At 62.6% G+C, this 20993-nt stretch carries 22 protein-coding genes and 1 pseudogene; 8 read left to right on the top strand and 15 right to left on the bottom strand.

From position 1 onward, the window contains the following. Positions 1 to 6: 6 nt before the first annotated feature. A complete protein-coding gene (gene rpiB, locus NSO95_RS08330; RefSeq protein ID WP_257595731.1) occupies positions 7 to 444 on the bottom strand; it encodes a ribose 5-phosphate isomerase B in 438 nt (145 codons plus the stop codon). A gap of 155 nt (positions 445 to 599) precedes the next feature. Here rpiB and NSO95_RS08325 point away from each other — a divergent pair, with 155 nt between their 5' ends. Then, positions 600 to 2282, top strand: coding sequence for a M20/M25/M40 family metallo-hydrolase (locus tag NSO95_RS08325; protein WP_257595730.1), 1683 nt, complete (start codon positions 600 to 602; stop codon positions 2280 to 2282). 540 nt (positions 2283 to 2822) lie between these two features. On the opposite strand, the gene rpoD is transcribed toward NSO95_RS08325, so the two are convergent. From rpoD to NSO95_RS08305, 4 genes are read right to left on the bottom strand one after another with little or no spacing between them, the layout of a single operon-like run. Beyond that, the gene (rpoD, locus tag NSO95_RS08320; protein ID WP_257595729.1) at positions 2823 to 4841 is read right to left on the bottom strand and encodes an RNA polymerase sigma factor RpoD; all 2019 of its coding nucleotides are present in this window, start codon (positions 4839 to 4841) and stop codon (positions 2823 to 2825) included. A 9-nt stretch (positions 4842 to 4850) separates the two neighbouring features. After that, positions 4851 to 6734 carry a DNA primase gene (dnaG, locus tag NSO95_RS08315; RefSeq protein WP_257595727.1) on the bottom strand — a complete coding sequence of 628 codons (1884 nt, stop codon included), beginning with the start codon at positions 6732 to 6734 and terminating at the stop codon, positions 4851 to 4853. Further along, a complete protein-coding gene (locus NSO95_RS08310; RefSeq protein ID WP_366519000.1) occupies positions 6728 to 7183 on the bottom strand; it encodes an endonuclease domain-containing protein in 456 nt (151 codons plus the stop codon). The genes dnaG and NSO95_RS08310 overlap by 7 nt, the downstream gene beginning before the upstream one ends. A 46-nt stretch (positions 7184 to 7229) precedes the next feature. Beyond that, on the bottom strand, positions 7230 to 7682 hold the full coding sequence (locus NSO95_RS08305; protein WP_257595726.1) for a GatB/YqeY domain-containing protein: 453 nt from the start codon (positions 7680 to 7682) through the stop codon (positions 7230 to 7232). 147 nt (positions 7683 to 7829) lie between these two features. On the opposite strand from NSO95_RS08305, the gene carA reads away from it, so the two are divergent. Both carA and NSO95_RS08295 read left to right on the top strand, forming a co-directional pair. Continuing rightward, complete coding sequence (gene carA, locus NSO95_RS08300; RefSeq protein WP_257595725.1) at positions 7830 to 9011, top strand: glutamine-hydrolyzing carbamoyl-phosphate synthase small subunit; 1182 nt, start codon at positions 7830 to 7832, stop codon at positions 9009 to 9011. Further along, positions 9008 to 9469: a hypothetical protein gene (locus NSO95_RS08295; protein WP_257595724.1), complete on the top strand. Its 462-nt coding sequence runs from the start codon at positions 9008 to 9010 to the stop codon at positions 9467 to 9469. Before carA ends, NSO95_RS08295 begins: the two co-directional genes overlap by 4 nt. A gap of 133 nt (positions 9470 to 9602) precedes the next feature. Here the strand turns inward: NSO95_RS08295 and NSO95_RS08290 are convergent, their stop codons facing one another. Next, positions 9603 to 9968: an endonuclease domain-containing protein gene (locus tag NSO95_RS08290; protein ID WP_257595723.1), complete on the bottom strand. Its 366-nt coding sequence runs from the start codon at positions 9966 to 9968 to the stop codon at positions 9603 to 9605. A 413-nt stretch (positions 9969 to 10381) separates the two neighbouring features. Between NSO95_RS08290 and NSO95_RS15395 the strand changes: the two are divergent. Further along, positions 10382 to 10486, top strand: a pseudogene (locus NSO95_RS15395) (carbamoyl phosphate synthase preATP-grasp domain-containing protein); the annotation flags it as partial. On the opposite strand, the gene NSO95_RS08285 reads toward NSO95_RS15395, so the two are convergent. Both NSO95_RS08285 and NSO95_RS08280 read right to left on the bottom strand, forming a co-directional pair. Then, entirely contained in the window at positions 10482 to 10895 is a 414-nt protein-coding gene (locus NSO95_RS08285; RefSeq protein WP_257595722.1) for a PIN domain-containing protein, read from the bottom strand. The pseudogene NSO95_RS15395 and the gene NSO95_RS08285 sit on opposite strands and share 5 nt — an antisense overlap. Next, complete coding sequence (locus NSO95_RS08280) at positions 10892 to 11155, bottom strand: FitA-like ribbon-helix-helix domain-containing protein (RefSeq protein WP_257595721.1); 264 nt, start codon at positions 11153 to 11155, stop codon at positions 10892 to 10894. Before NSO95_RS08280 ends, NSO95_RS08285 begins: the two co-directional genes overlap by 4 nt. 58 nt (positions 11156 to 11213) lie before the next feature. On the opposite strand from NSO95_RS08280, the gene carB reads away from it, so the two are divergent. Beyond that, positions 11214 to 14543, top strand: coding sequence for a carbamoyl-phosphate synthase large subunit (gene carB, locus NSO95_RS08275; RefSeq protein WP_257595720.1), 3330 nt, complete (start codon positions 11214 to 11216; stop codon positions 14541 to 14543). A 99-nt stretch (positions 14544 to 14642) separates the two neighbouring features. Beyond that, positions 14643 to 15110 carry a transcription elongation factor GreA gene (greA, locus tag NSO95_RS08270; RefSeq protein WP_257595719.1) on the top strand — a complete coding sequence of 156 codons (468 nt, stop codon included), beginning with the start codon at positions 14643 to 14645 and terminating at the stop codon, positions 15108 to 15110. Positions 15111 to 15185: 75 nt separating this feature from the next. Here greA and NSO95_RS08265 read toward each other — a convergent pair whose 3' ends face one another. From NSO95_RS08265 to NSO95_RS08245, 5 genes are all read right to left on the bottom strand, one after another. Continuing rightward, a complete protein-coding gene (locus tag NSO95_RS08265; RefSeq protein ID WP_257595718.1) occupies positions 15186 to 15416 on the bottom strand; it encodes a DUF4170 domain-containing protein in 231 nt (76 codons plus the stop codon). 107 nt (positions 15417 to 15523) lie between these two features. Beyond that, on the bottom strand, positions 15524 to 16015 hold the full coding sequence (locus tag NSO95_RS08260) for a hypothetical protein (RefSeq protein ID WP_257595716.1): 492 nt from the start codon (positions 16013 to 16015) through the stop codon (positions 15524 to 15526). Next, entirely contained in the window at positions 16012 to 16350 is a 339-nt protein-coding gene (locus tag NSO95_RS08255) for a hypothetical protein (RefSeq protein ID WP_257595715.1), read from the bottom strand. The genes NSO95_RS08260 and NSO95_RS08255 overlap by 4 nt, the downstream gene beginning before the upstream one ends. Continuing rightward, positions 16347 to 16748: a phage holin family protein gene (locus tag NSO95_RS08250; RefSeq protein ID WP_257595714.1), complete on the bottom strand. Its 402-nt coding sequence runs from the start codon at positions 16746 to 16748 to the stop codon at positions 16347 to 16349. The genes NSO95_RS08255 and NSO95_RS08250 overlap by 4 nt, the downstream gene beginning before the upstream one ends. 19 nt (positions 16749 to 16767) lie before the next feature. Beyond that, a complete protein-coding gene (locus tag NSO95_RS08245) occupies positions 16768 to 17298 on the bottom strand; it encodes a hypothetical protein (protein WP_257595713.1) in 531 nt (176 codons plus the stop codon). Positions 17299 to 17473: 175 nt separating this feature from the next. Here NSO95_RS08245 and eno point away from each other — a divergent pair, with 175 nt between their 5' ends. After that, entirely contained in the window at positions 17474 to 18751 is a 1278-nt protein-coding gene (gene eno, locus NSO95_RS08240; RefSeq protein WP_257595712.1) for a phosphopyruvate hydratase, read from the top strand. A gap of 23 nt (positions 18752 to 18774) precedes the next feature. Here eno and NSO95_RS08235 read toward each other — a convergent pair whose 3' ends face one another. Then, positions 18775 to 18912, bottom strand: a complete 138-nt coding sequence (locus NSO95_RS08235; RefSeq protein WP_257595711.1) for a winged helix DNA-binding protein — start codon at positions 18910 to 18912, stop codon at positions 18775 to 18777. Between the two features lie 682 nt (positions 18913 to 19594). After that, positions 19595 to 19858, bottom strand: coding sequence for a hypothetical protein (locus NSO95_RS08230; RefSeq protein ID WP_257595710.1), 264 nt, complete (start codon positions 19856 to 19858; stop codon positions 19595 to 19597). A gap of 50 nt (positions 19859 to 19908) precedes the next feature. Between NSO95_RS08230 and NSO95_RS08225 the strand changes: the two genes are divergently transcribed. Then, complete coding sequence (locus NSO95_RS08225; protein WP_257595709.1) at positions 19909 to 20970, top strand: ecdysteroid 22-kinase family protein; 1062 nt, start codon at positions 19909 to 19911, stop codon at positions 20968 to 20970. Positions 20971 to 20993: the final 23 nt, after the last annotated feature.

The raw sequence follows: 20993 nt of genomic DNA, 5'->3' as shown, positions 1-20993 counted from the left end.
GGGATCTCAACAGCTCGGGTTGGAAAGTTTGTCGACGCGGCGCTGGTGGCGGCCACCGGCGAATTCGGTTTCGAGGAAAGCCGTAACGCAGGCCTTGGCCATGTCGCTGCCGGTTAGTCGCGCACCCAGCGCAATGCAGTTCGCATCATTGTGTTCGCGGGCAAGGGCGGCAGACAGCGGTTCGGAAACCAGCGCGCAGCGCAACTCGGGGTGGCGATTGACCGAAATCGAAATCCCGATCCCGCTGCCGCACAGCGCAATCCCGCGTTCCGCCGTTCCATCTGCCACGACCGAGGCAAGCCTGTAACCGTAGTCGGGGTAATCGACGCTGTCGGGCGTCTCCGGCCCAAGGTCCGCCACCTCGTGACCCTGCTCGATCAACCACTCGCGCAGCTCGGCCTTGAGCGCGATGGCGGCATGATCCGAGGCGATGGCGATACGCATGATGTGCGACCTGAAGCAGTGAATCGATGAGTGCGGTTCCATAGGGGCTGCGCACCGCGCTGGCCACCATATATGGCTGTCCATCCCCATTTGCAGCGACGGCATTGACGAAGTGCTGGCGCGCCCGCATCACTCTGGCCAGAGAGGGGCTTTATATGAAGCATTGGATGCCTGCGGCGCTGGCCGTGGTACTGGGACTTGCGCTCGCTGTCCTTGCGACGACCCCGCAACCGTCGGCACCGCTTTCCGCAGATGAGACCGAATTCTCCGCCGCGCGGGCGATGGAGCATGTGCGGATCATTGCGCGCGAGCCGCATCCCACGGGAAGCGCGGAAAACGCGGAAGTTCGTGCCTATCTCGAACGACAGATCGAAGCGCTGGGCGGCGAAGTCACCCTCGAGGAAGCCTCCGTCCCCGAAAGGGGCCTCGAAAAAATGGAACGGTGGAGCGGCGAGCGCCCCGAGGCCCTCACCCTGACCAACGTCATCGGTGTGTTCCCCGGCACCGATCCTTCGGCCGAGGCGGTGGCGCTGATGGCGCATCACGACACAGTCTATGGCTCCCCCGGCGCGCCCGACGACAGCGCCGGGGTCGCTGCAATCCTCGAAACGGTGCGCGCGATCCGCGCCAGCGGGCAGGCCAAGCGCGACATCGTGATCTTGCTGACCGATGGCGAGGAGCTCGGCCTGCTCGGCGCGCGGCATTTCTTCGCCGAGAACCCGCTGGCGCAGCGCATTGGCGCGATCATCAATCTCGAAGCGCGCGGCGGGGGCGGGCGGACCACGCTGTTCCAGACCTCGGCAGACAACGGCGCTGCGATCGAAGTATACGCCGGAGCCGTAGGCCGACCGGGCGGCTCCTCGCTGGCGACCTTCATCTACGAGGCGCTCCCCAACGATACCGACCTAACCCCGGCGCTGGAGCTGGACTACGCCGCCTACAATCTTTCGTTCATCGGCCGACCGGGCCAATACCATTCACCCAAGGCAACGCCCGATGCGCTGGATCAGGGCGCGGTGCAGGACATGGGGGATCAGTCGCTTGCGCTGACAAGCGCGCTCGCGAATGCCGAAGCGTTACCCGCTCCGCAGCCGAACCGGACCTTCTTCGACCTGCTGGGGCTGTTCCTGATCCACTACGGCAGCGTGGCAGGATGGCTGCTCCTCGGCGTCGCCGCCGCGCTCCACCTGCTGTGCCTGCGCGGCAATATGCCGGGTGGATGGTGGCGCGGGCTCGCAGCGGGCGGGGCGGTGATGGTCGGCGGGGGCGTGGCGCTGTATCTCGCCAATCTGCTGTCAGGAGCCGGTTCGGGCGAACTGCGCTATTACGACCGTCTCGCGGCGATCCCTATGCTCGAAGGGCAGGCGCTAATGCTGTGCGTCGCGGCGTTGGTCGTGGCCTTGCCGCTGTGGGCAGGGCGCGCGGGCAGCATCCTTGGCATGCTGATTGCCCTCGCAATGCAAATCGCCGCGCCGACGACGGCGTTTCTCGTGGTCTGGCCGCTGCTGCTCGCCGGGATCATAGGCGTGTCGAAGCGCTATCTGCCCGGTATGAGCGGCGACGCACTGCGCGTGGTCCTCGCCTCGGTCGCCCTCGGCATGCTGCTCCAGTTCGGGCATATGTTCATGCAAGGCGTCGGGCCGGACCTGCCTTCGGTCGGAGTGCTGCTCGCCGCGCTCGCAATCCCCGTGCTGGGGCCGCTGGTGCCGCCGGTCGAGGCGAAGCGTGCGGTTGTTGTCGCAGCGATCTGCACCGTCGCAGCACTGACCATCGCGACCTACGTCCGCCTCGATCCCATCGCCGAAACGGTGCCAGCCTATCGGTCGATGAGGGGATAGCGCTGCCTGGAAAGATAGGACATGCCGATGATAAGCAGACTATCGCGCAAAAGCGATCTGTTTCGCGGCTATTCTTGAAAAATACCTCGGTCGAAGCGATCACCAAATCTTGCTTTCAGCGCTGAAAGTCCGCCACCGCAAAAATTCGGATGGAAAGACATCGACCCATTCGCAGTCATCAGCAAAGCATCGACATGGAGCGACCGCATTCGGATGCGCAGAATCTCGCGATGGCAATGAAACCCGAGGGTATCTCGATGCCGTCCTGGGTTAGTGAGAAAAGTGGCTTTCCACCGAAATGCTTAACTAGGGGTCGAAGAGTCCAACAAAACCAAATGAAGAGCGGCCAAGCGACAAGGGAATTGATCCCCTGTGTCCCGCCTCGGTAGCCGGCGTTGCGAGCGTCGAAGTCGTAAGATCCCGTGACGAAGACCTCGTAGACATCCGTCAATGGGACAATGGCTCCGATCGCAAGGACCAAAACGACGCCGAACTTTGCTGCCTTTGAAAGGTAGAAGTGCCGCGTCGCCTCTGTTTGCATTACTGATCCAGGAAACTCCGCATCTTCCGCGACCGGCTCGGGTGCTTGAGCTTCCTCAGCGCCTTGGCTTCGATCTGTCTGATGCGTTCGCGGGTGACCGAGAACTGCTGGCCGACTTCTTCCAGCGTGTGGTCGGTGTTCATCCCGATGCCGAAGCGCATGCGCAGCACGCGTTCCTCGCGCGGGGTGAGGCTGGCGAGCACGCGGGTGACGGTTTCCTTGAGGTTGGCCTGGATCGCGGCGTCGACCGGGATCACCGCATTTTTGTCCTCGATGAAGTCGCCCAGGTGGCTGTCTTCCTCGTCGCCGATCGGCGTTTCGAGGGAGATCGGCTCCTTGGCGATTTTCATGACTTTCCGCACCTTTTCCAAAGGCATGGAGAGTCTTTCCGCCATCTCTTCCGGGGTCGGCTCGCGGCCCTGTTCGTGCAGGAACTGGCGGCTGGTGCGGACCAGCTTGTTGATCGTCTCGATCATGTGGACCGGAATGCGGATGGTGCGCGCCTGGTCGGCGATCGAGCGGGTGATCGCCTGCCGGATCCACCAGGTGGCATAGGTGCTGAACTTGTAGCCGCGGCGGTATTCGAACTTGTCGACCGCCTTCATCAGGCCGATGTTGCCTTCCTGAATGAGATCAAGGAATTGCAGGCCGCGGTTGGTATACTTCTTGGCAATCGAGATCACCAGCCGCAGGTTCGCTTCGACCATTTCCTTCTTGGCGATGCGCGCCTCGCGCTCGCCCTTCTGGACCATGTTGACGATGCGGCGGAATTCCGGAAGCGACATGCCCGACTGGCTGGCGATATCCGAGATCTCCAGCCGGATACGCTCGATCGCGTCGGCTTCCTTCTCGGCGAAGGCAGCCCATTTCTTGTCCTTCTTCGCCCAGTTGGTGAGCCAGTCCTCGTCCAGTTCCTTGCCGATATAAGCACCGAGGAAATCGGCGCGCTTGACCTTGTGGCGCTCGGCGAGACGCAGCATTTGGCCGCCAAGCGCGGTCAGGCGGCGATTGAAGGCGTAGAGATTGTCGACCAGGAACTCGATCTTGGTCGCATGGAACTGTACACTCTCCACTTCGGCGGTGAGTTCCTCGCGCAGCCGCTCGTACTTGTTTTCCTTGGCCTTCGCGAATTCGGCGCCGGCGGCGAGGGTTTCGACCCGCTCGGCCTGCAGCTTCTCGAAACTCTTGAACAGCTTGGTGATCCGCTCGAAGCGTTCGAGCGCCTCGGGCTTGAGCGCGGCTTCCATCTGCGCGAGGGACATGGTGTTGTCTTCCTCGTCGTCTTCCTCGCGCCGTTTGGCGGCACGCTGCTCGCCGTCCTCGTCCTCGTCGGAAGCCTCTTCCTCTTCCTCGACCTCGTCGTCATCACGGATGGTCGGGCCGGCGGTTTCTTCCGAAATCTCGCCGTCGTCGTCGTCCTCGCCTTCCTCCATCTTGTCGACCGGAGGCTCTTTCGAGAGCATCGCGTCGAGATCGAGGATCTCGCGCAGCTGCATTTCCTCGTTGTTGAGCGCTTCGGACCAGTGGATGATCGCGTGGAAGGTGATCGGGCTTTCGCACAGGCCCATGATCATCATGTCGCGCCCGGCCTCGATCCGCTTGGCGATGGCGATTTCGCCTTCGCGGCTGAGCAGTTCGACCGCGCCCATTTCGCGCAGGTACATGCGCACCGGATCGTCGGTCCGCTCGCCCACGGCGAGCTTCTTCGGACCGGCGGGGGCCTTGCGGACTTCCTTTTCCTCGTCGTCGGCGATTTCCTCGACTTCGTCCTGCTGCTCGCCTTCGGCCTCGGCCTCCTCGTCGTTCTCGACGATATTAACACCCATTTCACTGATCGCAGACATCACGTCCTCGATCTGCTCGGAATTCATCTGGTCCTGCGGCAGCGCCTCGTTGAGCTCGTCGTAGGTGATGTAGCCCTTGCGCTTCGCCTTGGTGATCAGCTTTTTGATCGACGCTTCGTTGAGGTCGATCAGCGGAGCATCTTCTTTGTCCGCCGCCGTGTTTTTCGAGGCCATATGTCCCGTTCAATCCGTATCTGCGACATCTCCGGTGGTCTTGCCGGCCTGTCGATCTGAATCCATGCGGGCCGCCGCAGCGGCCCTGTCGCTCACCATCTGCCCGAGTCGCCGCTCGAAATCCAGCTTCCGCTTGAGCAACCGCTGCTGCTCGGCAAAAGCGCCTTCGGGGTCGGATTCGAACCGCGCCGTCGCTGCCAGCAGGGCAGCCTCCAGCGCAGGTCGTTCGACCAGCAATGACACGGCTTCGGCCAGATCGTCACGGGCAGCTTGCGGATCGATACCTTCACGCAGGAAGGAGAAACGGGTTTCATCCGGCGGCGCAACGAGGCCTTCGGGGATGCATATGGGCGATTCGCCGCCGCGTTCAAGCGTTTCCGCCGCTTCGAGGAGGAAATCTATCGCGGGTGCGAGATTTCGGTCACTCGCGGCAAAGCGCGAAAGTACGTCCGCGTGGCGGTCGATCTGGTCGGGGAAGCTTGCAAGACCGGTGACGACTGCCGAAGACAGGCCGATCTTCGCACCGGCACCGCTCGCTCGCTTGAGGCGTCGCGCTGCATCAGGGCTAAGCGTCGGGTTGACCGGGAGACCGCGCTGCCATGGGCGGCCGGGCTGGCGAGTATTGTCGCGGCGCGGGAAGGCGAAGGCAGAGAACCGTTCCAGCAATTCGCGCTTGTAGAGCGCGGCAATGTCAGGGTGCTGGATCGCCTCGACATGGCCCAGCAGACGCGCCTTCAGGCCTGCCTTGGCCTCCGGCGTTTCGAGCGGTTGCGCGTCGCGCTCGTGTTGCCACAGCGTATCGAGCAGGCTGTGCGGCGCATCGAGCATCGCCTCCATCGCACCGCGACCCTTCTGCTTGAGCAAGTCGTCGGGGTCGAGACCTGCGGGCATATGCACGATCCGCAGCGTATGCGCCGGGCGGAGCAGGGGGAGGGCGCGGGTCACCGCTCGCATCGCCGCGCGCTGCCCCGCCGCATCGCCGTCGAAACACAGGATCGGCGCTTCGACCAGCCGCCACAGCAGCTCTATCTGGTTCTCGGTCAGCGCGGTGCCGAGCGGGGCGACTGCATCCTCGATCCCCGCTGCGGCGAGGGCGATGACGTCCATATAGCCTTCGACCACCACCAGCCGGCCGCTCTGGCGCGAAACCGGACCAGCGCGGTGGAGATTGTAAAGCGTGCGCCCTTTGTCGAACAACGGCGTGTCGGGCGAGTTCAGGTATTTCGGCGCCTTGCTGTCGGCCTCCAGAATGCGCCCGCCGAAGGCGATCACGCGCCCTCGCGCATCGTGGATCGGCAGCATAAGGCGCGAGCGGAATCGGTCGTAGGGCTCCTTGTCATCCACGGTGATGCGCAGGCCCGCCTCGACCAGCAACGGCTCCTCGAACTGCGAGAGACCCGCTTTCATCGCCTGCCGATCGGGCGGGGCATAGCCGAACCCGAACCGCTCCACCGTCCGCTCGTTGAAGCCGCGCGTCTTGAGATAGTCACGCGCGCCCGAGCCGGTATTCGACTGCAGAGTGCGCACGAACCAGTCCTGCGCCGCCTGCATCACATCGTGCAATCCCGCCTGTTGCTCGGCGCGCTTCGCCGCACGCGGATCGGGGGCGGGGACCTCCATCCCGGCCTCTGCCGCGAGCTCCTTCACCGCGTCCATGAACTGCAGCCCGCGCTGGTCGATCATCCAGCGAATGACATCCCCATGCGCCCCGCATCCAAAGCAGTGATAGAACCCCTTCTCGTCGCTGACGGTGAAGCTGGGCGACTTTTCGTCATGGAACGGGCAGCACGCCTTCCACTCGCGCCCGGCACGCTGGAGCTTGGTCGTGCGCATGATGACGCTCGACAGCGTCAACCGGTTGCGCAATTCGTCGAGCCATTGGGGGCTCAACACCTATTCACACCCTTCTCTCGGGGTGGAGCCCACAAACTCCCCTCCCGCTTGCGGGAGGGGCTGGGGGAGGGCATGTCAGCCAGTGTGAGTTCGATGCGGTGCAGCACGCCCTCGACACTATCCATGACTTCGTGATTCCAAAAGCGGATCACGGTGTAGCCCTGTGCATTGAGGAATGCGGTGCGCCTTGCATCTGATGCACGCGCATCATCTGATGCATGGGTTTCACCGTCCAGTTCGACTACCAAACGTGGGCCGCGCGCAACGAAATCGCAGATGAACTGCCCAATTGGGAATTGGCGATTGAAGCGGACATCCGCGAGCTGGCGACTGCGCAGGTGGTGCCATAGGATGCGTTCCGGTTCGGTCGCATTGCTTCGCAGATCGCGGGAACGGCGGGTCGGGCGGGAGTAGCCTTTGTCATCAAACGGCGGTTTTGAGGCTGGCACTGCTTACATTCCCTCCCCCAGCCCCTCCCGCAAGCGGGAGGGGGGCCTAGCTAAGCGCCGCCTTCACCATTCCGCTTGCCTTGCTCATGTCGAGTTGCGCACCGTGGCGTTCCTTGAGCGCGGCCATCACCGGACCCATGTCCTTGAGCGAGCTTGCACCGAGTTCCGCCTTGATCGCTTCGATCGCTGCGGTGGTTTCCGCCTCGCTCATCTGCTGCGGCAGGAATTCCTCGATCACGGCGAGTTCGCCCTTTTCCTTGTCGGCCAGCTCCTGCCGGCCGCCATCCTCGAACATCTGGATCGATTCGCGGCGCTGCTTGGCCATTTTCTGGAGCACTTCGATCACCAGATGATCGTCCGCCATGTCCTTCGACGAGGTCCGCAGCTCGATGTCGCGATCCTTGATCTTGGCACCGATCAGGCGGAGCGCGGCGATGCGTTCCTTCTCGCCCGCTTTCATGGCGGTGATGGTGGCGGCCTTGATGTCGTCGCGGAGCATGGGATCGGTCTTTCCTGTGGATGGTTTGTCGTGCCGGGCGCTTAGCCCAAGTTTCCCGCCGGAGATAGGTTGACGGCAGGGCAGGGCAAGCCTAGCGGTCGGCACTTAGCGACATTGCCGGAAAACCCCTGACTCGGAGAGCCGAAAATGGCTTCTGCTGCCTCTACGCCTGCGCAACCCAAGGATGCGACGGGAGTCCTCGTCCTGGCCGACGGGACGACGATCTGGGGCCGCGGCTTCGGCGCGAGCGGCAGTGCGGTGGGCGAAGTGTGCTTCAACACCGCGATGACCGGGTACCAGGAGGTGATGACCGATCCCTCCTACGCGGCGCAGATCGTCACCTTCACCTTCCCCCATATCGGCAATGTCGGGGCCAATGCCGAGGATGTCGAAAGCAAGGTCGAGGGCGCGGTCGGCTGCGTGGTGCGCGAGCCGATTACGCCGGCCAGCAATTTCCGCAGTACGCAGGAGTTCTCCGACTGGATGGCGGCGCAGGGCAAGATCGGCCTCTCGGGGGTCGACACCCGCGCGCTGACCCGGCTGATCCGCCAGAGCGGGGCACCCAACGCGGTGATTGCACATGATCCCGGTGGAAGTTTCGATCTGGCGCAACTGCACCAGCGGGCACAGGGCTGGGCCGGGCTGGAAGGCATGGACCTAGCCCAGCGCGTCAGCCGTGAAGCGCAAGAGGACTGGGGCGGTGGCTACTGGCGGCTTGGTCACGGCTATGGGCGAGCAGACTGGAGCAACAAGCCGCACGTCGTGGCGATCGACTATGGCGCGAAGGACAATATCTTCCGCAATCTGGTGAAGGCGGGCGCGAAGGTAACCGTAGTACCGGCCAAGACGGGCCTGGAGGAAATCCTCGCGCTGGAGCCGGCGGGCGTGTTTCTCTCCAACGGCCCGGGCGACCCGGCGGCGACGGGGGAATACGCGGTGCCGGTGATCAAGGCGCTGCTCGAACGTGACGTGCCGCTGTTCGGCATCTGCCTCGGCCACCAGATGCTCGCACTGGCGGCGGGCGCAAAGACGATGAAGATGCACCAGGGGCATAGGGGCGCAAACCATCCGGTCCAGCGCGTCGGCGAGGGCTGGGGCGAGACTTCGGGTCTGGTCGAGATCACCAGCATGAACCACGGCTTCGCGGTCGATGCCGTTACCCTGCCGGAGGGCGTGGAGCAGACCCACGTCTCGCTGTTCGACGGCTCGAATTGCGGGATCGCGATTACGGGCAAGCGGGCGTTCGGGGTGCAGTACCACCCCGAGGCAAGCCCGGGACCGCAGGACAGTTTTTATCTGTTCGAGAAGTTTGTGGGGATGTTGGGGTGAGCTATGAGCCGCCCAAAACTCCCAGATTGGTCGGTAAAATTCTTGCTGCAGCAATCGTCATGCTGTTTGTTTGTGTCAGCGTCAGCGCGATCACCCCACGATTGCAAGACTACTATGCTGCAAGAAAGGTGAAGCAAGCGATGTTAACTTGCGGAACCGAGCACGGGCTGACCCCGGAATGGGTTGACGCCACTAGTACAGTTACCTTCGACGCAGAGCACCGGTATTTCTACGCTCATAGCGAGGGTGATAGGGCATTTGTCGATTGCTTGGCAAAGCTAGTCCCTGAGAGCTTTGACGCAGGACCCTATTCGGATGATTGCGAGGATCCAAAGGCCTCCTTGGCGCTTTCCCGCATTGTTTCGGGTCAGAATTATTCGCCTCCCGCTGAATATTTTTCCTTTTCGATCATCGAATGCACCCACGAGAGTGCGCGACTGCAAGAGCAATCGATATAATGCCCAAACGCCATGACATCTCCTCAGCCACCGCAAATCCCCTTCCCCTTGGGGAAGGGTTGGGGATGGGGGTTCGGCGGTGATGGGGCAGGGCGACAACGCGGGCGTCGTACACCCACCCCTAGCCCCTCCCTCAAGGGAGGGGGATTTGGTCTTGATTCCGGGCGAGGCGCATTTCTTCGAGGATCGCTTCGACGACACCGTCAGTGTTTTCGAGGATGTCGTTGTTCCAGAAGCGAATCACCCGGTAGCCGTGGGCTTCGATGACCTCGGTGCGGCCGGTGTCGGTCGGGCTGTCCGAATGCTGCCCGCCATCGCATTCGATAGCGAGGCGCAAGCTGCGGCAGGCGAAGTCTACGATGAAGTTTCCGATCTGGTGTTGGCGCGTGAACTGCACGCCGAGTTGCTTCGCGCACAGCCTGGACCACAACTGCCGTTCTGCGTCGGTCATGTCGCTGCGAAGTTTGCGGGCGAGGCTGGTCAGTCGCTTTTCTGCCAACGCCGTACACCCATCCCCAACCCCTTCCCTCAAGGGAAGGGGCTTTCGCTAACAGTAAGGGCCTGAATGCCAAAACGCTCCGATATATATTGCGTGCTCGTTACGGCCCTCGGGCTGGGCTGTGCAGCGTGCTCCAACGAGGCCGACCGTGGGATTCTTCAGCGAGCAATCGAGCAATGCGGTGCCAGCACCTTCGCACGAGTGGCGAAGGGCAATAGTGCGGGCACCTCGCCTTTCATCGTCGATTTCAAGGGCACGGGTGAAGAGCAACATACCGCGGCGGCTTGCATCAATTCCGAAGTCGAAGCGAACGGACTCAAGCGCCCAACAATGACATTCGGCCCCGAATTTGGTCCCGAAAGCTACGACGATCCGCCCGTAAACCCACCCACCTGGAACCGCGAAAGCGAACAATGCCCAAACGCACCGACATCTCCTCCATCCTCGTCATTGGCGCTGGCCCGATCATCATCGGGCAGGCGTGCGAGTTCGACTATTCCGGCACGCAGGCGGTCAAGGTTCCCAGGGGTCGATCAGTTTCACTCCGGTCCATTCAAAATCGCGGACATTGCGGGTCGCAACAGGGCAGTCATTGGCCAGCCCCTGCGCTGCGATCTGGATGTCGAGTAGCTTGGTCTCCTGTTTCTGAACTTTTCGCCGTGCGATCAGCTCGCCAAAGATGTGGGCTGCAGGCGCTTCAAATGCGAGAATTCGGTTGGCGCAGAGTATCTCGAGGTCGTCGAGCCATTGGGCAAGCTGTTCGCGCTTCTGTGTCGCCTGTGGATTCTCTACCCCCATCCGGATTTCCGCAATTACGATCACCGAGAGCCACGCGTCGCCCATCCGATCAGCGATCCATTTCGCGACGGCTTCCTGTCCACGCGGCTGGCGCAGCACGCTCCAGACATTTGTGTCGAGCAGGATCACAACTCTGGAAACTCGATCTCTTCATGCTCCCGCGGTGGAATGTCGAGTTCCACGCCATTGGCCAGCTTGATAAGGTGGGCCACCGCCTCCGCTCCTGTCATGGCGCGCAATCGCGCCACACGGTCATCCGTGCTGTCGGCATAGGAACGCTCCAGCAACGCCCGCAGCTCGGCCTCCAGCGAACGACCATTACGTGCCGCTGCAAGCCGCGCATTGCGCTTCACGGCATCGTTGAGGTTGCGGATCGTCACGCTACCCATAGCCAGTCTCCGATGATTGCAATGCAATCATTGTATGCAATGAAAGCACTCCGGTCAAATGCCCAAACGCACTGACATCTCCTCCATCCTCGTCATTGGCGCTGGTCCGATCATCATCGGGCAGGCGTGCGAGTTCGACTATTCCGGCACGCAGGCGATCAAGGCGCTCAAGGAGGAGGGCTATCGGGTGGTCCTGGTCAACTCCAACCCGGCGACGATCATGACCGATCCCGAGTTCGCCGACGCGACCTATATCGAGCCGATCACCCCAGAGATCGTCGCCAAGATCATCGAAAATGAACGCCCCGACGCGGTGCTGCCGACGATGGGCGGGCAGACCGCGCTCAACACCGCGCTGGCGCTCTACAACGACGGCACGCTCGACCGGCTCGGCGTCCAGATGATCGGGGCCAATGCCGATGCGATCGACAAGGCGGAGAACCGCCAGCGGTTCCGCGAGGCGATGGACAGGATCGGGCTGGAAAGCGCGCGCAGCGGCGTGGCGAATACAGTCGAGCAGGCCTTTGCCGTGCTCGAGACCACCGGGCTGCCGGCGATCATCCGCCCCAGCTTCACCCTCGGCGGCACCGGGGGCGGGATCGCCTACAACAAGGCCGAGTTCGAGCACATCGTCCGCACCGGGCTCGACGCCTCGCCGACCACCGAGGTGCTGATCGAGGAATCGCTGCTCGGGTGGAAAGAGTTCGAGATGGAGGTGGTGCGCGACCGCAAGGACAACTGCATCATCATCTGCGCGATCGAGAACGTCGATCCGATGGGGGTCCACACGGGGGACAGCATCACCGTCGCCCCGGCGCTGACGCTGACCGACAAGGAATACCAGATCATGCGCAACGCGAGCATCGCTGTGCTGCGCGAGATCGGGGTCGAGACCGGCGGGTCGAACGTCCAGTTCGCGGTCAACCCGAAGGATGGCCGCCTGATCGTGATCGAGATGAACCCGCGCGTCTCGCGTTCCTCCGCGCTGGCGTCCAAGGCGACCGGTTTCCCGATTGCCCGCGTCGCGGCGAAACTCGCGGTCGGCTACACGCTCGACGAGATCACCAATGAGATCACCGGCGCGACCCCGGCCAGTTTCGAGCCGACCATCGACTATGTCGTGACCAAGATCCCGCGTTTCGCGTTCGAGAAATTCAAGGGCGCCAAGGTCGAGCTTGCCACCGCGATGAAATCGGTCGGCGAGGTCATGGCGATCGGGCGCAATTTCCAGGAATCGATGCAGAAGGCGCTGCGCGGGCTCGAGACCGGGCTCGACGGCTTCAACCGGGTGGTCGAGCTGGAAGGCGCTAACCGTGATGCGATCACCGCGGCGCTCAGCAAGCGCACACCCGACCGGCTGCTCCACGTTGCACAGGCGATGCGCGAAGGCTTCTCGGTCGACGAGATCAACGGGCTGACCGGCTACGATCCCTGGTTCCTGCGCCAGATCGAGGCGATCATCGCCGAAGAGCGCATTATCGGGGAGAACGGCCTGCCCAACACCGCAGCGGAATTGCGCCGGCTCAAGGCGATGGGCTTCTCCGACAAGCGGCTTGCCACGCTGGCGGTGCGCTCGGTAGGGGTCGCGGGCGGCCTTGCGGAGACTCAAGCGAGGCGCTCCGGCCTGCTGCACGATGCCCTGCGCGCGATGGCGGGGGCGACGTCCGAGAAGGAAGTGTGCGAATTGCGCCATAAGCTGGGTGTCCACCCGGTCTACAAGCGGATCGACAGCTGCGCCGCGGAGTTCGAGGCGATCACGCCCTACATGTATTCGACCTACGAAGCGCCCAGCTTCGGTGAGCCCGAGTGCGAGGCCAACCCGAGCGACCGGCGCAAGGTCGTCATCCTCGGCGGCGGGCCGAACCGGATCGGGCAGGGGATCGAGTTCGATTACTGCTGTGTGCATGCCTGCTTCGCGCTGGAAGAGGCAGGGTTCGAGACCATCATGGTCAACTGCAACCCGGAAACCGTCTCGACCGACTACGACACCTCCGACCGGCTCTATTTCGAGCCACTTACGGCGGAAGATGTGCTCGAGATCCTGCGGGTCGAGCAGCAGAATGGCGAGTTGGTCGGGGTGATCGTACAATACGGCGGTCAGACCCCGCTCAAGCTGGCGCAGGCGCTGGAGGACGCGGGCATCCCGATCCTCGGCACTTCACCCGACGCGATCGACCTGGCCGAAGACCGCGAACGCTTCGCCAAGCTGGTCAACAAGCTCGGGCTCAAACAGCCGGAGAACGGTATTGCCTACAGCCGCGACGAAGCGGCGGCGGTGGCGCAGCGGATCGGTTACCCGGTGCTGCTGCGTCCGTCCTACGTGCTCGGCGGGCGGGCGATGGAGATCGTCGACAGCGAGGCCCAACTCGACGATTACATCAGGACCGCGGTCAACGTGTCGGGCGACAGCCCGGTGCTGGTCGACCAGTATCTGCGCGATGCGATCGAATGCGATGTCGATGTGGTGTCCGACGGCGAGGAAGTGCGCATCGCCGGTGTGATGCAGCATATCGAGGAAGCGGGCGTCCACTCCGGAGATAGCGCCTGTACGATACCTCCCTATTCGCTGCCTGCCGAAATCGTCGACGAAATGGAGCGACAGGGCGAAGTCCTGGCTCGCGCGCTCGATGTCGTCGGGCTGATGAATGTCCAGTTCGCGGTCAAGGGCGGGGAAGTCTACCTGATCGAGGTCAATCCGCGCGCCAGCCGAACGGTGCCATTCGTTGCCAAGGCCATCGGTCAGCCGGTGGTCAAGATCGCCGCGCGGGTCATGGCGGGCGAAAAGCTGACCGACTTCCCTCCGTTCAAGCGCGACATTGACTACATGGCAGTGAAGGAGGCTGTGTTCCCGTTCAATCGCTTCCCCGGCGCAGACCCTGTGCTGACCCCGGAAATGCGTTCGACCGGCGAAGTCATGGGGATCGACCGGGATTTTCCGGCCGCCTTCCTCAAGTCGCAGCTGGGTGCCGGGGTCCGGCTGCCGCGCAAGGGGCGGGTGTTCGTCTCGGTGAAGGAGAGCGACAAGGCGCCAATCGTGCCTGCCGTGCGAACGCTGGTCGAAATGGGCTTCGAGATCATCGCCACCGACGGTACGCAGCGCTATCTTGCCGAACAGGGCCTGCCGGTCGAGCGAGTCAACAAGGTCGCCGAGGGGCAGCCGAATATCGTCGACCGGATGATCGACGGGGAGATCGACCTGGTGTTCAACACCACCGAAGGCTGGCAGTCGCTGGTCGACTCGAAATCGATCCGTGCCACGGCGCTGGAAATGAAGATTCCCTATTATACCACGGCGGCGGCATCGCGCGCAGCGGCCGAGGCGATCCGGACGGTCGAACCGAGCCAGCTTGAAGTGCGGTCGATGCAGGACTATTATAGCTCCAACTGAAATCCTCCCGACAACCGGACGCACTTGTGGCCGCATCTGTGGAAGCGGCCGGGCCAGGAATTGTCGCGAGGCGGGGCAACGAGAAAGAAGAAGAGCGTTATGGAAAAGGTGCCGATGCTGGCCGAGGGCTACGAGAAGCTCACGGCGGACCTCAAGGTGCTGCGGGCCGAACGCCCGAAGATCGTCGACGCGATCGAGGAAGCGCGTGCGCACGGCGACCTGTCGGAAAACGCGGAATACCATGCGGCCAAGGAACGCCAGGGCCACGTCGAGGCGCAGATCGCCGAGTTGGAAGACAAGGTGAGCCGGGCGCAGATCATCGATCCCGCGACGCTATCGGGCGACAAGGTCGTGTTCGGCGCGACGGTGACTTTGCTCGACGAGGATGACAAGCCGATCCGCTACCAGATCGTCGGCCAGACCGAGGCCGATGCGAACAAGGGCCGGATCTCCTACAACTCCCCGATCGCCAAGGCGTTGATCGGCAAGAAGGTCGACGAGGAAGTCGAAGTGACCGTGCCTTCGGGCGACCGGTTCTACCTGATCGAGAAGATCGAGTTCATCTGACCGGCGCGCCCAGCGCAAGTCTGACGAAGGGCGGTCCGGCGGGGCCGCCCTTTCGCTTTGACCCTGCGCAGAGCGTCAAGCTTCCGGGGTCAGCAGCTCGTGCACCGGAACGACGACGTATTTCATTTCGGCATCGTCGACCGTGCGCTGCGCATTGCCTCGCCATGCCTCGACGGCATCGTCATATTCGCTGAAGACGCCGACCACGTGGATGCTCTCCGGGTCCTGGAAATGATGTGAGCGGGGGTCGGTGACGCGACCTCCCATCACGAGGAACAGGTTCTGGACGGACGGGGTTTCGGACATGGAATTTGCGTGCCTTGTGTCGAGGAGAGGAATGTGGCGCGCACATAGCGAAAACGGCGCAACGGGCAAGCCCGCGCGCCGCTTTCAACCGCCGCAATGCTGCGCAGCTACTTTCCGATGCGGGAACGCGCGTCGCGGAGCGTGCGACCCGCCTGGCGCGCAGCCTTGCGCCCGATGACACGCAGATTGTCCGCCGCATCGCCTGCGGAATGGGAAGCCGTGCGCCGCGCGCTGCGTGCCTTGTGCGCCATATCCTCGCCGAAATCCTCCAGCTTCTCGCCGCCGGATTTGGCCGCACCGCTTGCTGCATCGAACAATCCGCTGGCATATGCCATACCCAACTCGGCAGCATAGGATGCGAATGCGCTCGTCTTACGGCCGGCGGTTCGAGCGGCACGTCGACCGGGGCGTGTCATGGCGCCGATCGCGAGCCCGACCGCCGCAACTCCGGCGACCGCAGCCAGCGGGTGCTCCTTGACGAAGGCGGTGGCCTTCTCGCTCGCATCGCGTGCATAATCGCCCATCGTGCGATCGGCATTGCGCTGCTCGCCGGCTTCGATCTTGGCCCGCAATTCGTCTCGTTTGGCTTGGTCGGTCACATCAATTCTCCATCGTATTCTTGCGGTTGGGCCCCCGTCTCGTGATCGTCGTCTTCGTCGTCTTCGCCGAGCAGACTCAGAATTGGCTCGCGCGCGAACCACAGCACCAGGGCAGCGATCAAGGCCACCAATAGACCGCGGTTATTCTCGGCGATCTCGGCCGCATCCTCGTAGACATCAATCGCGCCTTCGCTCATCCGGCCAGCAAATCGAGACATGAGCCCCTCGGCACTGATATCTGTTCGAAGGTGGCTCACATCGGCCTTCAGGAGGGCAAATGCGGCATCGCGCAGGGCGCGATCCTGAGCGAATTGGCGTTCCAGCGAGAGGCTCATCGCTCGCGCCCTCCGAACACGGCACCGATATCTCCGAAGCGCGCCTTTGCCAAAAGCGCCAAGGCGACGACGGCGGTCAGCAATACGCCGGTCACGATAGCAGTTGCGATCAGCGGTCCGGTCAAGGGTGCGAGCACAAGTATAGCACCGACCGTAAGACCGATCAGAACCATGTGGATTAGGAACAACGCCAATATGCCGTAGATCAATCCAGACTTGGCATACGAACCCGCCAGACGTGCGCGGGTCTTCTGATACGCAAACTCCGCCTCGGCGTAAGTCTTACCGTCATCGAAGAGCGCTTCGAAATCTTCGGCAAGGGAACGATGAGCATCGCCTTCTTCGCTCACCCTCTCCCCTGCTGCATCGTCGGCAGTTTGCGCGTTTCCGTCGAGCATCCCCTGCTGGCCTGTTCGATCAGCCGCGACGGCCGCCGAACAGTCTCGCCAGCAGGAACCCGGCAACTGCGGCAATTCCGATTGCGGTACCCGGGCTCTTGCGGACGAATTCGCGCGCGTCTTCACCAAGTTCGTCGATGCCCTTTGCATCAAGCTTGGCCGAAGTTTCCTGCAGGCCGCGCGATGCCTTGCGAGCGTAGTCGCCGTACTTCTCGCCGAAACGCTCGTCGATGGTCACCGCGTTGTCGGCCACAACCTTGCCGAGCGAGGCGATTGCGTCGCTGGCCTTGGTTTTGCCTTCGACCGCGAGTTCACCAGCCTTGGTCTTAGCGTCGGCAGCCCAATCCTGCGATTTGCCCTTTGCCTGATCGCGATAGGCCATCGCCCGGTCGGCAGCCTCGGTCTTCAGCGCAGCTGCACCGGCCTTGGCTTCCTCGAGCGCCGCGTTGAAGCGGGTCTTGGCCTCCGCCGACCCGTTGGCCGGGGGCGATGCGGGTTTGACTGCCGTCTTCTTGGCGGTTTTGGATTTCGATGTGGTTGCTTCAGCCATGATGATATCCTTTTTGCGCTTAAACTCGAAGGGATGGAAGCGATGAAAACCTATTCCATCCGGTTAATGATGCAACGCAACTTGCGCCACCTTGTTCCGGCGCATACAGCCCGCCCCACACTCCATATGGGACTGTATTAGCCCATTACAACACTCTGGCCAAGCGGAGCAAGCCATGACGCAGATCATCGATATCCACGGGCGTGAAATCCTCGATAGCCGGGGCAATCCCACGGTCGAAGTCGATGTGCTGCTCGATGATGGCAGCTTCGGCCGGGCGGCCGTGCCGTCGGGGGCATCGACCGGTGCGCATGAAGCGGTAGAACTGCGCGACGGGGACAAGTCCCGCTATCTTGGCAAGGGTGTGACCAAGGCGGTCGACGCGGTGAACGGCGAAATCCGCGACCTGTTGCTAGGCAATATCGATGCAGAGGACCAGCGCGATATCGACCTGTCGATGATCGCGCTCGACGGAACGGAGAACAAGGCTCGGCTTGGAGCGAATGCCATCCTGGGAACCAGCCTTGCGGTGGCCAAGGCGGCGGCGAATGCCCGCGGACTGCCGCTGTATTCGTACATCGGCGGCGTTTCGGCGCATGTCCTGCCGGTGCCGATGATGAACATCATCAACGGCGGCGAACATGCCGACAATCCAATCGACTTCCAGGAATTCATGATCATGCCGGTCGGCGCGCCGACGCTGGCCGAGGCGGTGCGCTGGGGTTCCGAAATCTTCCACACGCTCAAGAAGGGCCTGCATGACAAGGGCCTGGCAACGGCGGTGGGGGACGAGGGCGGTTTCGCGCCCAATCTGTCGAGCACGCGGGCCGCGCTCGATTTCATCATGGAATCGATCGGCAAGGCCGGCTTCGATGCAGGAACCGACATCCAGCTGGCGCTCGACTGCGCGGCGACCGAGTTCTTCCGCGAGGGCAAGTACGAGATCAGCGGCGAAGGTCTTTCGCTGGGCCCGGTTCAGATGGCGGACTACCTCGCCGCGCTATGCGCCGACTATCCTATTGTCTCGATCGAAGACGGCATGGGTGAAGACGATTTCGAAGGCTGGAAGGCTGTAACCGACCTGATCGGCGACAAGGTGCAACTGGTCGGTGACGACCTGTTCGTGACCAATCCGGCACGCCTGGCGATGGGTATCCAAAAGGGGCTGGCCAATTCCCTGCTGGTCAAGGTCAACCAGATCGGCACGCTGACCGAGACGCTGCAGGCGGTCGATATCGCGCATCGGGCGGGCTACACCACGGTCATGTCGCACCGCTCGGGGGAGACCGAGGATGCGACGATCGCCGATCTCGCGGTTGCCACCAACTGCGGCCAGATCAAGACCGGCTCGCTCGCCCGTTCGGACCGGCTTGCCAAGTACAACCAGCTCATCCGCATCGAGGAGGAACTGGGCGACAGCGCGCATTATGCGGGGGATCGTTGCTTCGGCTGACCGGTTCACGGTCGGTGCGATTTTCAGGTTTCGCCGACCAGTGTCCGTTCGACAAGCTCGACCGCGATCGCGGTCAGTGACACGAGTACGCGGCGGTTGTCGGTCGGGTCCGGCTTGCGGCTGAGCAGGCCGTTGCGCTCGAGCCGGATGAGGTAGCGCAAGCCAGTGGTCGGGGGAACGCATGCCGCAATGCACGCGCTTGAAACAGATACCGCCCGCTGATCGAGATGCGCGAGGTACAGATCTAGCAGGACGTCCCATGCAGGTTCTCCGAACAGATCCGGCATGCCGAACACTCTGTCGCGCCGCCGCCGCAAACGGTAGTGGGTTTCGGCCGATACAGGTGACTGGTCCTCCAAGTTTAAGCCTTGCGGAGGTTTCAACTGGCTCGAAACGAAATATGTGCTGTGCGCTGCGCGACAGCCCCAAATGGCGAGCGGCTATCGGCAAACAGCAAAAGCATACGTGGGAAAATCGGCGAGGACATTATCATTGGTCTGTTCATTATTTGCGTCGAAGGGCCAAAGCTGGCAAACGTCGTTCAACAAGCGTATTTGTTGCACGGCTAATAGGTAGCAATACTTAGCCCATGCATCCGGAAGGCGGCGGCTTATCTGGTCCATCTTGGACTGACTTCGCCCGCTAGACTGCTTTTTCCGGAAGATGGCGAGATGCTGGTTTCGTCTAAGGCACTGATTATTAATAATCTTCCTGCTGCCTGACAACCTGCTCCGAAATGGAGAGATGCCGGGCTTCTCTAGCCGATACGCGAGATATGGCGGAGCCAGGACTTTCTCGGTTGGCGAGAACAGGCAGTGCGAGCGTCGACCACGTCCACAGGGATCAGTTGCCGGTTTTCTCATCGCGGCGATTTTTTGGGTGCACCCAGTACTGGTACACCCCCCACAGATTGATCAGCAGCAGGATCGCGTTCATCGCGACGATCGGTGTGGCACCCTTCAATGCGCCCGCCACGATCCAGATCACCGACACAGCACAGAACAGCACGAAGCCCCACGCTGTCGCGCGTCGGCCCAGATCGAAGGCAATCATCGCGGCGGCAATCATTGCGCCGACGGCGGCGATCCATTCGAGCGGTCCGTTCATGATTGCTAGAGCGGGTCAGCCCACCTAATGTTCCCGCAAGGGAGAAGAGGATGGGGGATGGTTTTCCGTCGCACCCCGACGGTGTGACGAAGAAATGGCTGGGCGATGTGCTTGGGGTGGCAGTGGAATCGATCCGGTGGGAGCCGATCGGCACCGGTCAGGTCGGTGACAGCGTCCGGTTTCATGTCGACTATGCAGACGCCCTGGGTGCGCCGACCCTTGCGGGCAAGTTTCCCGCCGCCAACGATACGAGCCGCTCTACTGCCGCGATTTTCGGACTCTACGCCAAAGAGGTGACGTTCTACCGTGACATCGCCCCGCTGCTCGATGCGCGGGTGCCTCAGGTCCTTTATTCCGGCCTTGCCGAGGATGGCGGTGAGTTCATCCTGCTGTTCGAGGACCTTGGTCCGTGCCGCGGCGGGAACCAGATCGCCGGTTGCGACCTTGCCGATGCCGAGGCGGCGATCCGGCAAGCAGCGGGAATTCATGCGCCGAGCTGGCACAACCGGGCGATTCTCGACACCGAATGGCTGGCGACCAAGCCCGAAGTCTCGGCCCAGATCCGCGCGCTCTATCCGCAGGCACAGGCGGTGTGGCGCGAGCGCTATGCCGACACGCTCGAGCCCGAGTTCATGCAGTTGTGCGAGGCGGTGGCAGAGCACAGCGCGACGGTTTTTACACGTGATCCGCCGGCACCGATCAGCCTCGTCCACGGCGACTTCCGGCTCGACAACATGCTGTTCGATATCAAGGGCGGGGCGGAGCCCATCGCCGTGCTCGACTGGCAGACCGTCACCATCGGCAATCCGATGACCGATGTCGGCTATTTCCTCGGTTGCGGGATCGGCGATGAACTGCGCCGCGCGCACGAGGACCGGCTGATCGACCTGTGGTTGTCCGAAATGGCCGCGCGCGGCGTGAAGCTCAGCCGTGGCGAAATCTGGGACGATTACCGCCTTGGCGCGCTGCATGGGGTTACCACGGCCGTATTCAGCGCTGCCTTCGTCGAACGAAACGGGCGCGGCGATGCCAATTTCCTGTCGATGGCGCGCGGTGCCTGCGCACTGGCCCTCGCACACGACAGCCTCGGCGCACTCAAAGGAGAGAGTTGATGGTGCTGACCAGGGGCGCCCTT

Source organism: Parerythrobacter lacustris (assembly GCF_024626475.1).
Taxonomy (GTDB): domain Bacteria; phylum Pseudomonadota; class Alphaproteobacteria; order Sphingomonadales; family Sphingomonadaceae; genus Parerythrobacter_A; species Parerythrobacter_A lacustris.
The sequence above is the reverse complement of the archived record's forward strand: the minus strand, read 5'-3'. Positions and strand labels throughout refer to the sequence as shown.

Bases quoted from the DNA above. Each gene is read 5' to 3' on its own strand.
- rpiB (WP_257595731.1), bottom strand. From the start codon at position 444: ATGCGTATCGCCATCGCCTCGGATCATGCCGCCATCGCGCTCAAGGCC.
- NSO95_RS08325 (WP_257595730.1), top strand. From the start codon at position 600: ATGAAGCATTGGATGCCTGCGGCGCTGGCCGTGGTACTGGGACTTGCG.
- rpoD (WP_257595729.1), bottom strand. From the start codon at position 4,841: ATGGCCTCGAAAAACACGGCGGCGGACAAAGAAGATGCTCCGCTGATC.
- NSO95_RS08305 (WP_257595726.1), bottom strand. From the start codon at position 7,682: ATGCTCCGCGACGACATCAAGGCCGCCACCATCACCGCCATGAAAGCG.
- carA (WP_257595725.1), top strand. From the start codon at position 7,830: ATGGCTTCTGCTGCCTCTACGCCTGCGCAACCCAAGGATGCGACGGGA.
- NSO95_RS08280 (WP_257595721.1), bottom strand. From the start codon at position 11,155: ATGGGTAGCGTGACGATCCGCAACCTCAACGATGCCGTGAAGCGCAAT.
- carB (WP_257595720.1), top strand. From the start codon at position 11,214: ATGCCCAAACGCACTGACATCTCCTCCATCCTCGTCATTGGCGCTGGT.
- greA (WP_257595719.1), top strand. From the start codon at position 14,643: ATGGAAAAGGTGCCGATGCTGGCCGAGGGCTACGAGAAGCTCACGGCG.
- NSO95_RS08265 (WP_257595718.1), bottom strand. From the start codon at position 15,416: ATGTCCGAAACCCCGTCCGTCCAGAACCTGTTCCTCGTGATGGGAGGT.
- NSO95_RS08255 (WP_257595715.1), bottom strand. From the start codon at position 16,350: ATGAGCCTCTCGCTGGAACGCCAATTCGCTCAGGATCGCGCCCTGCGC.
- NSO95_RS08250 (WP_257595714.1), bottom strand. From the start codon at position 16,748: ATGCTCGACGGAAACGCGCAAACTGCCGACGATGCAGCAGGGGAGAGG.
- NSO95_RS08245 (WP_257595713.1), bottom strand. From the start codon at position 17,298: ATGGCTGAAGCAACCACATCGAAATCCAAAACCGCCAAGAAGACGGCA.
- eno (WP_257595712.1), top strand. From the start codon at position 17,474: ATGACGCAGATCATCGATATCCACGGGCGTGAAATCCTCGATAGCCGG.
- NSO95_RS08230 (WP_257595710.1), bottom strand. From the start codon at position 19,858: ATGAACGGACCGCTCGAATGGATCGCCGCCGTCGGCGCAATGATTGCC.
- NSO95_RS08225 (WP_257595709.1), top strand. From the start codon at position 19,909: ATGGGGGATGGTTTTCCGTCGCACCCCGACGGTGTGACGAAGAAATGG.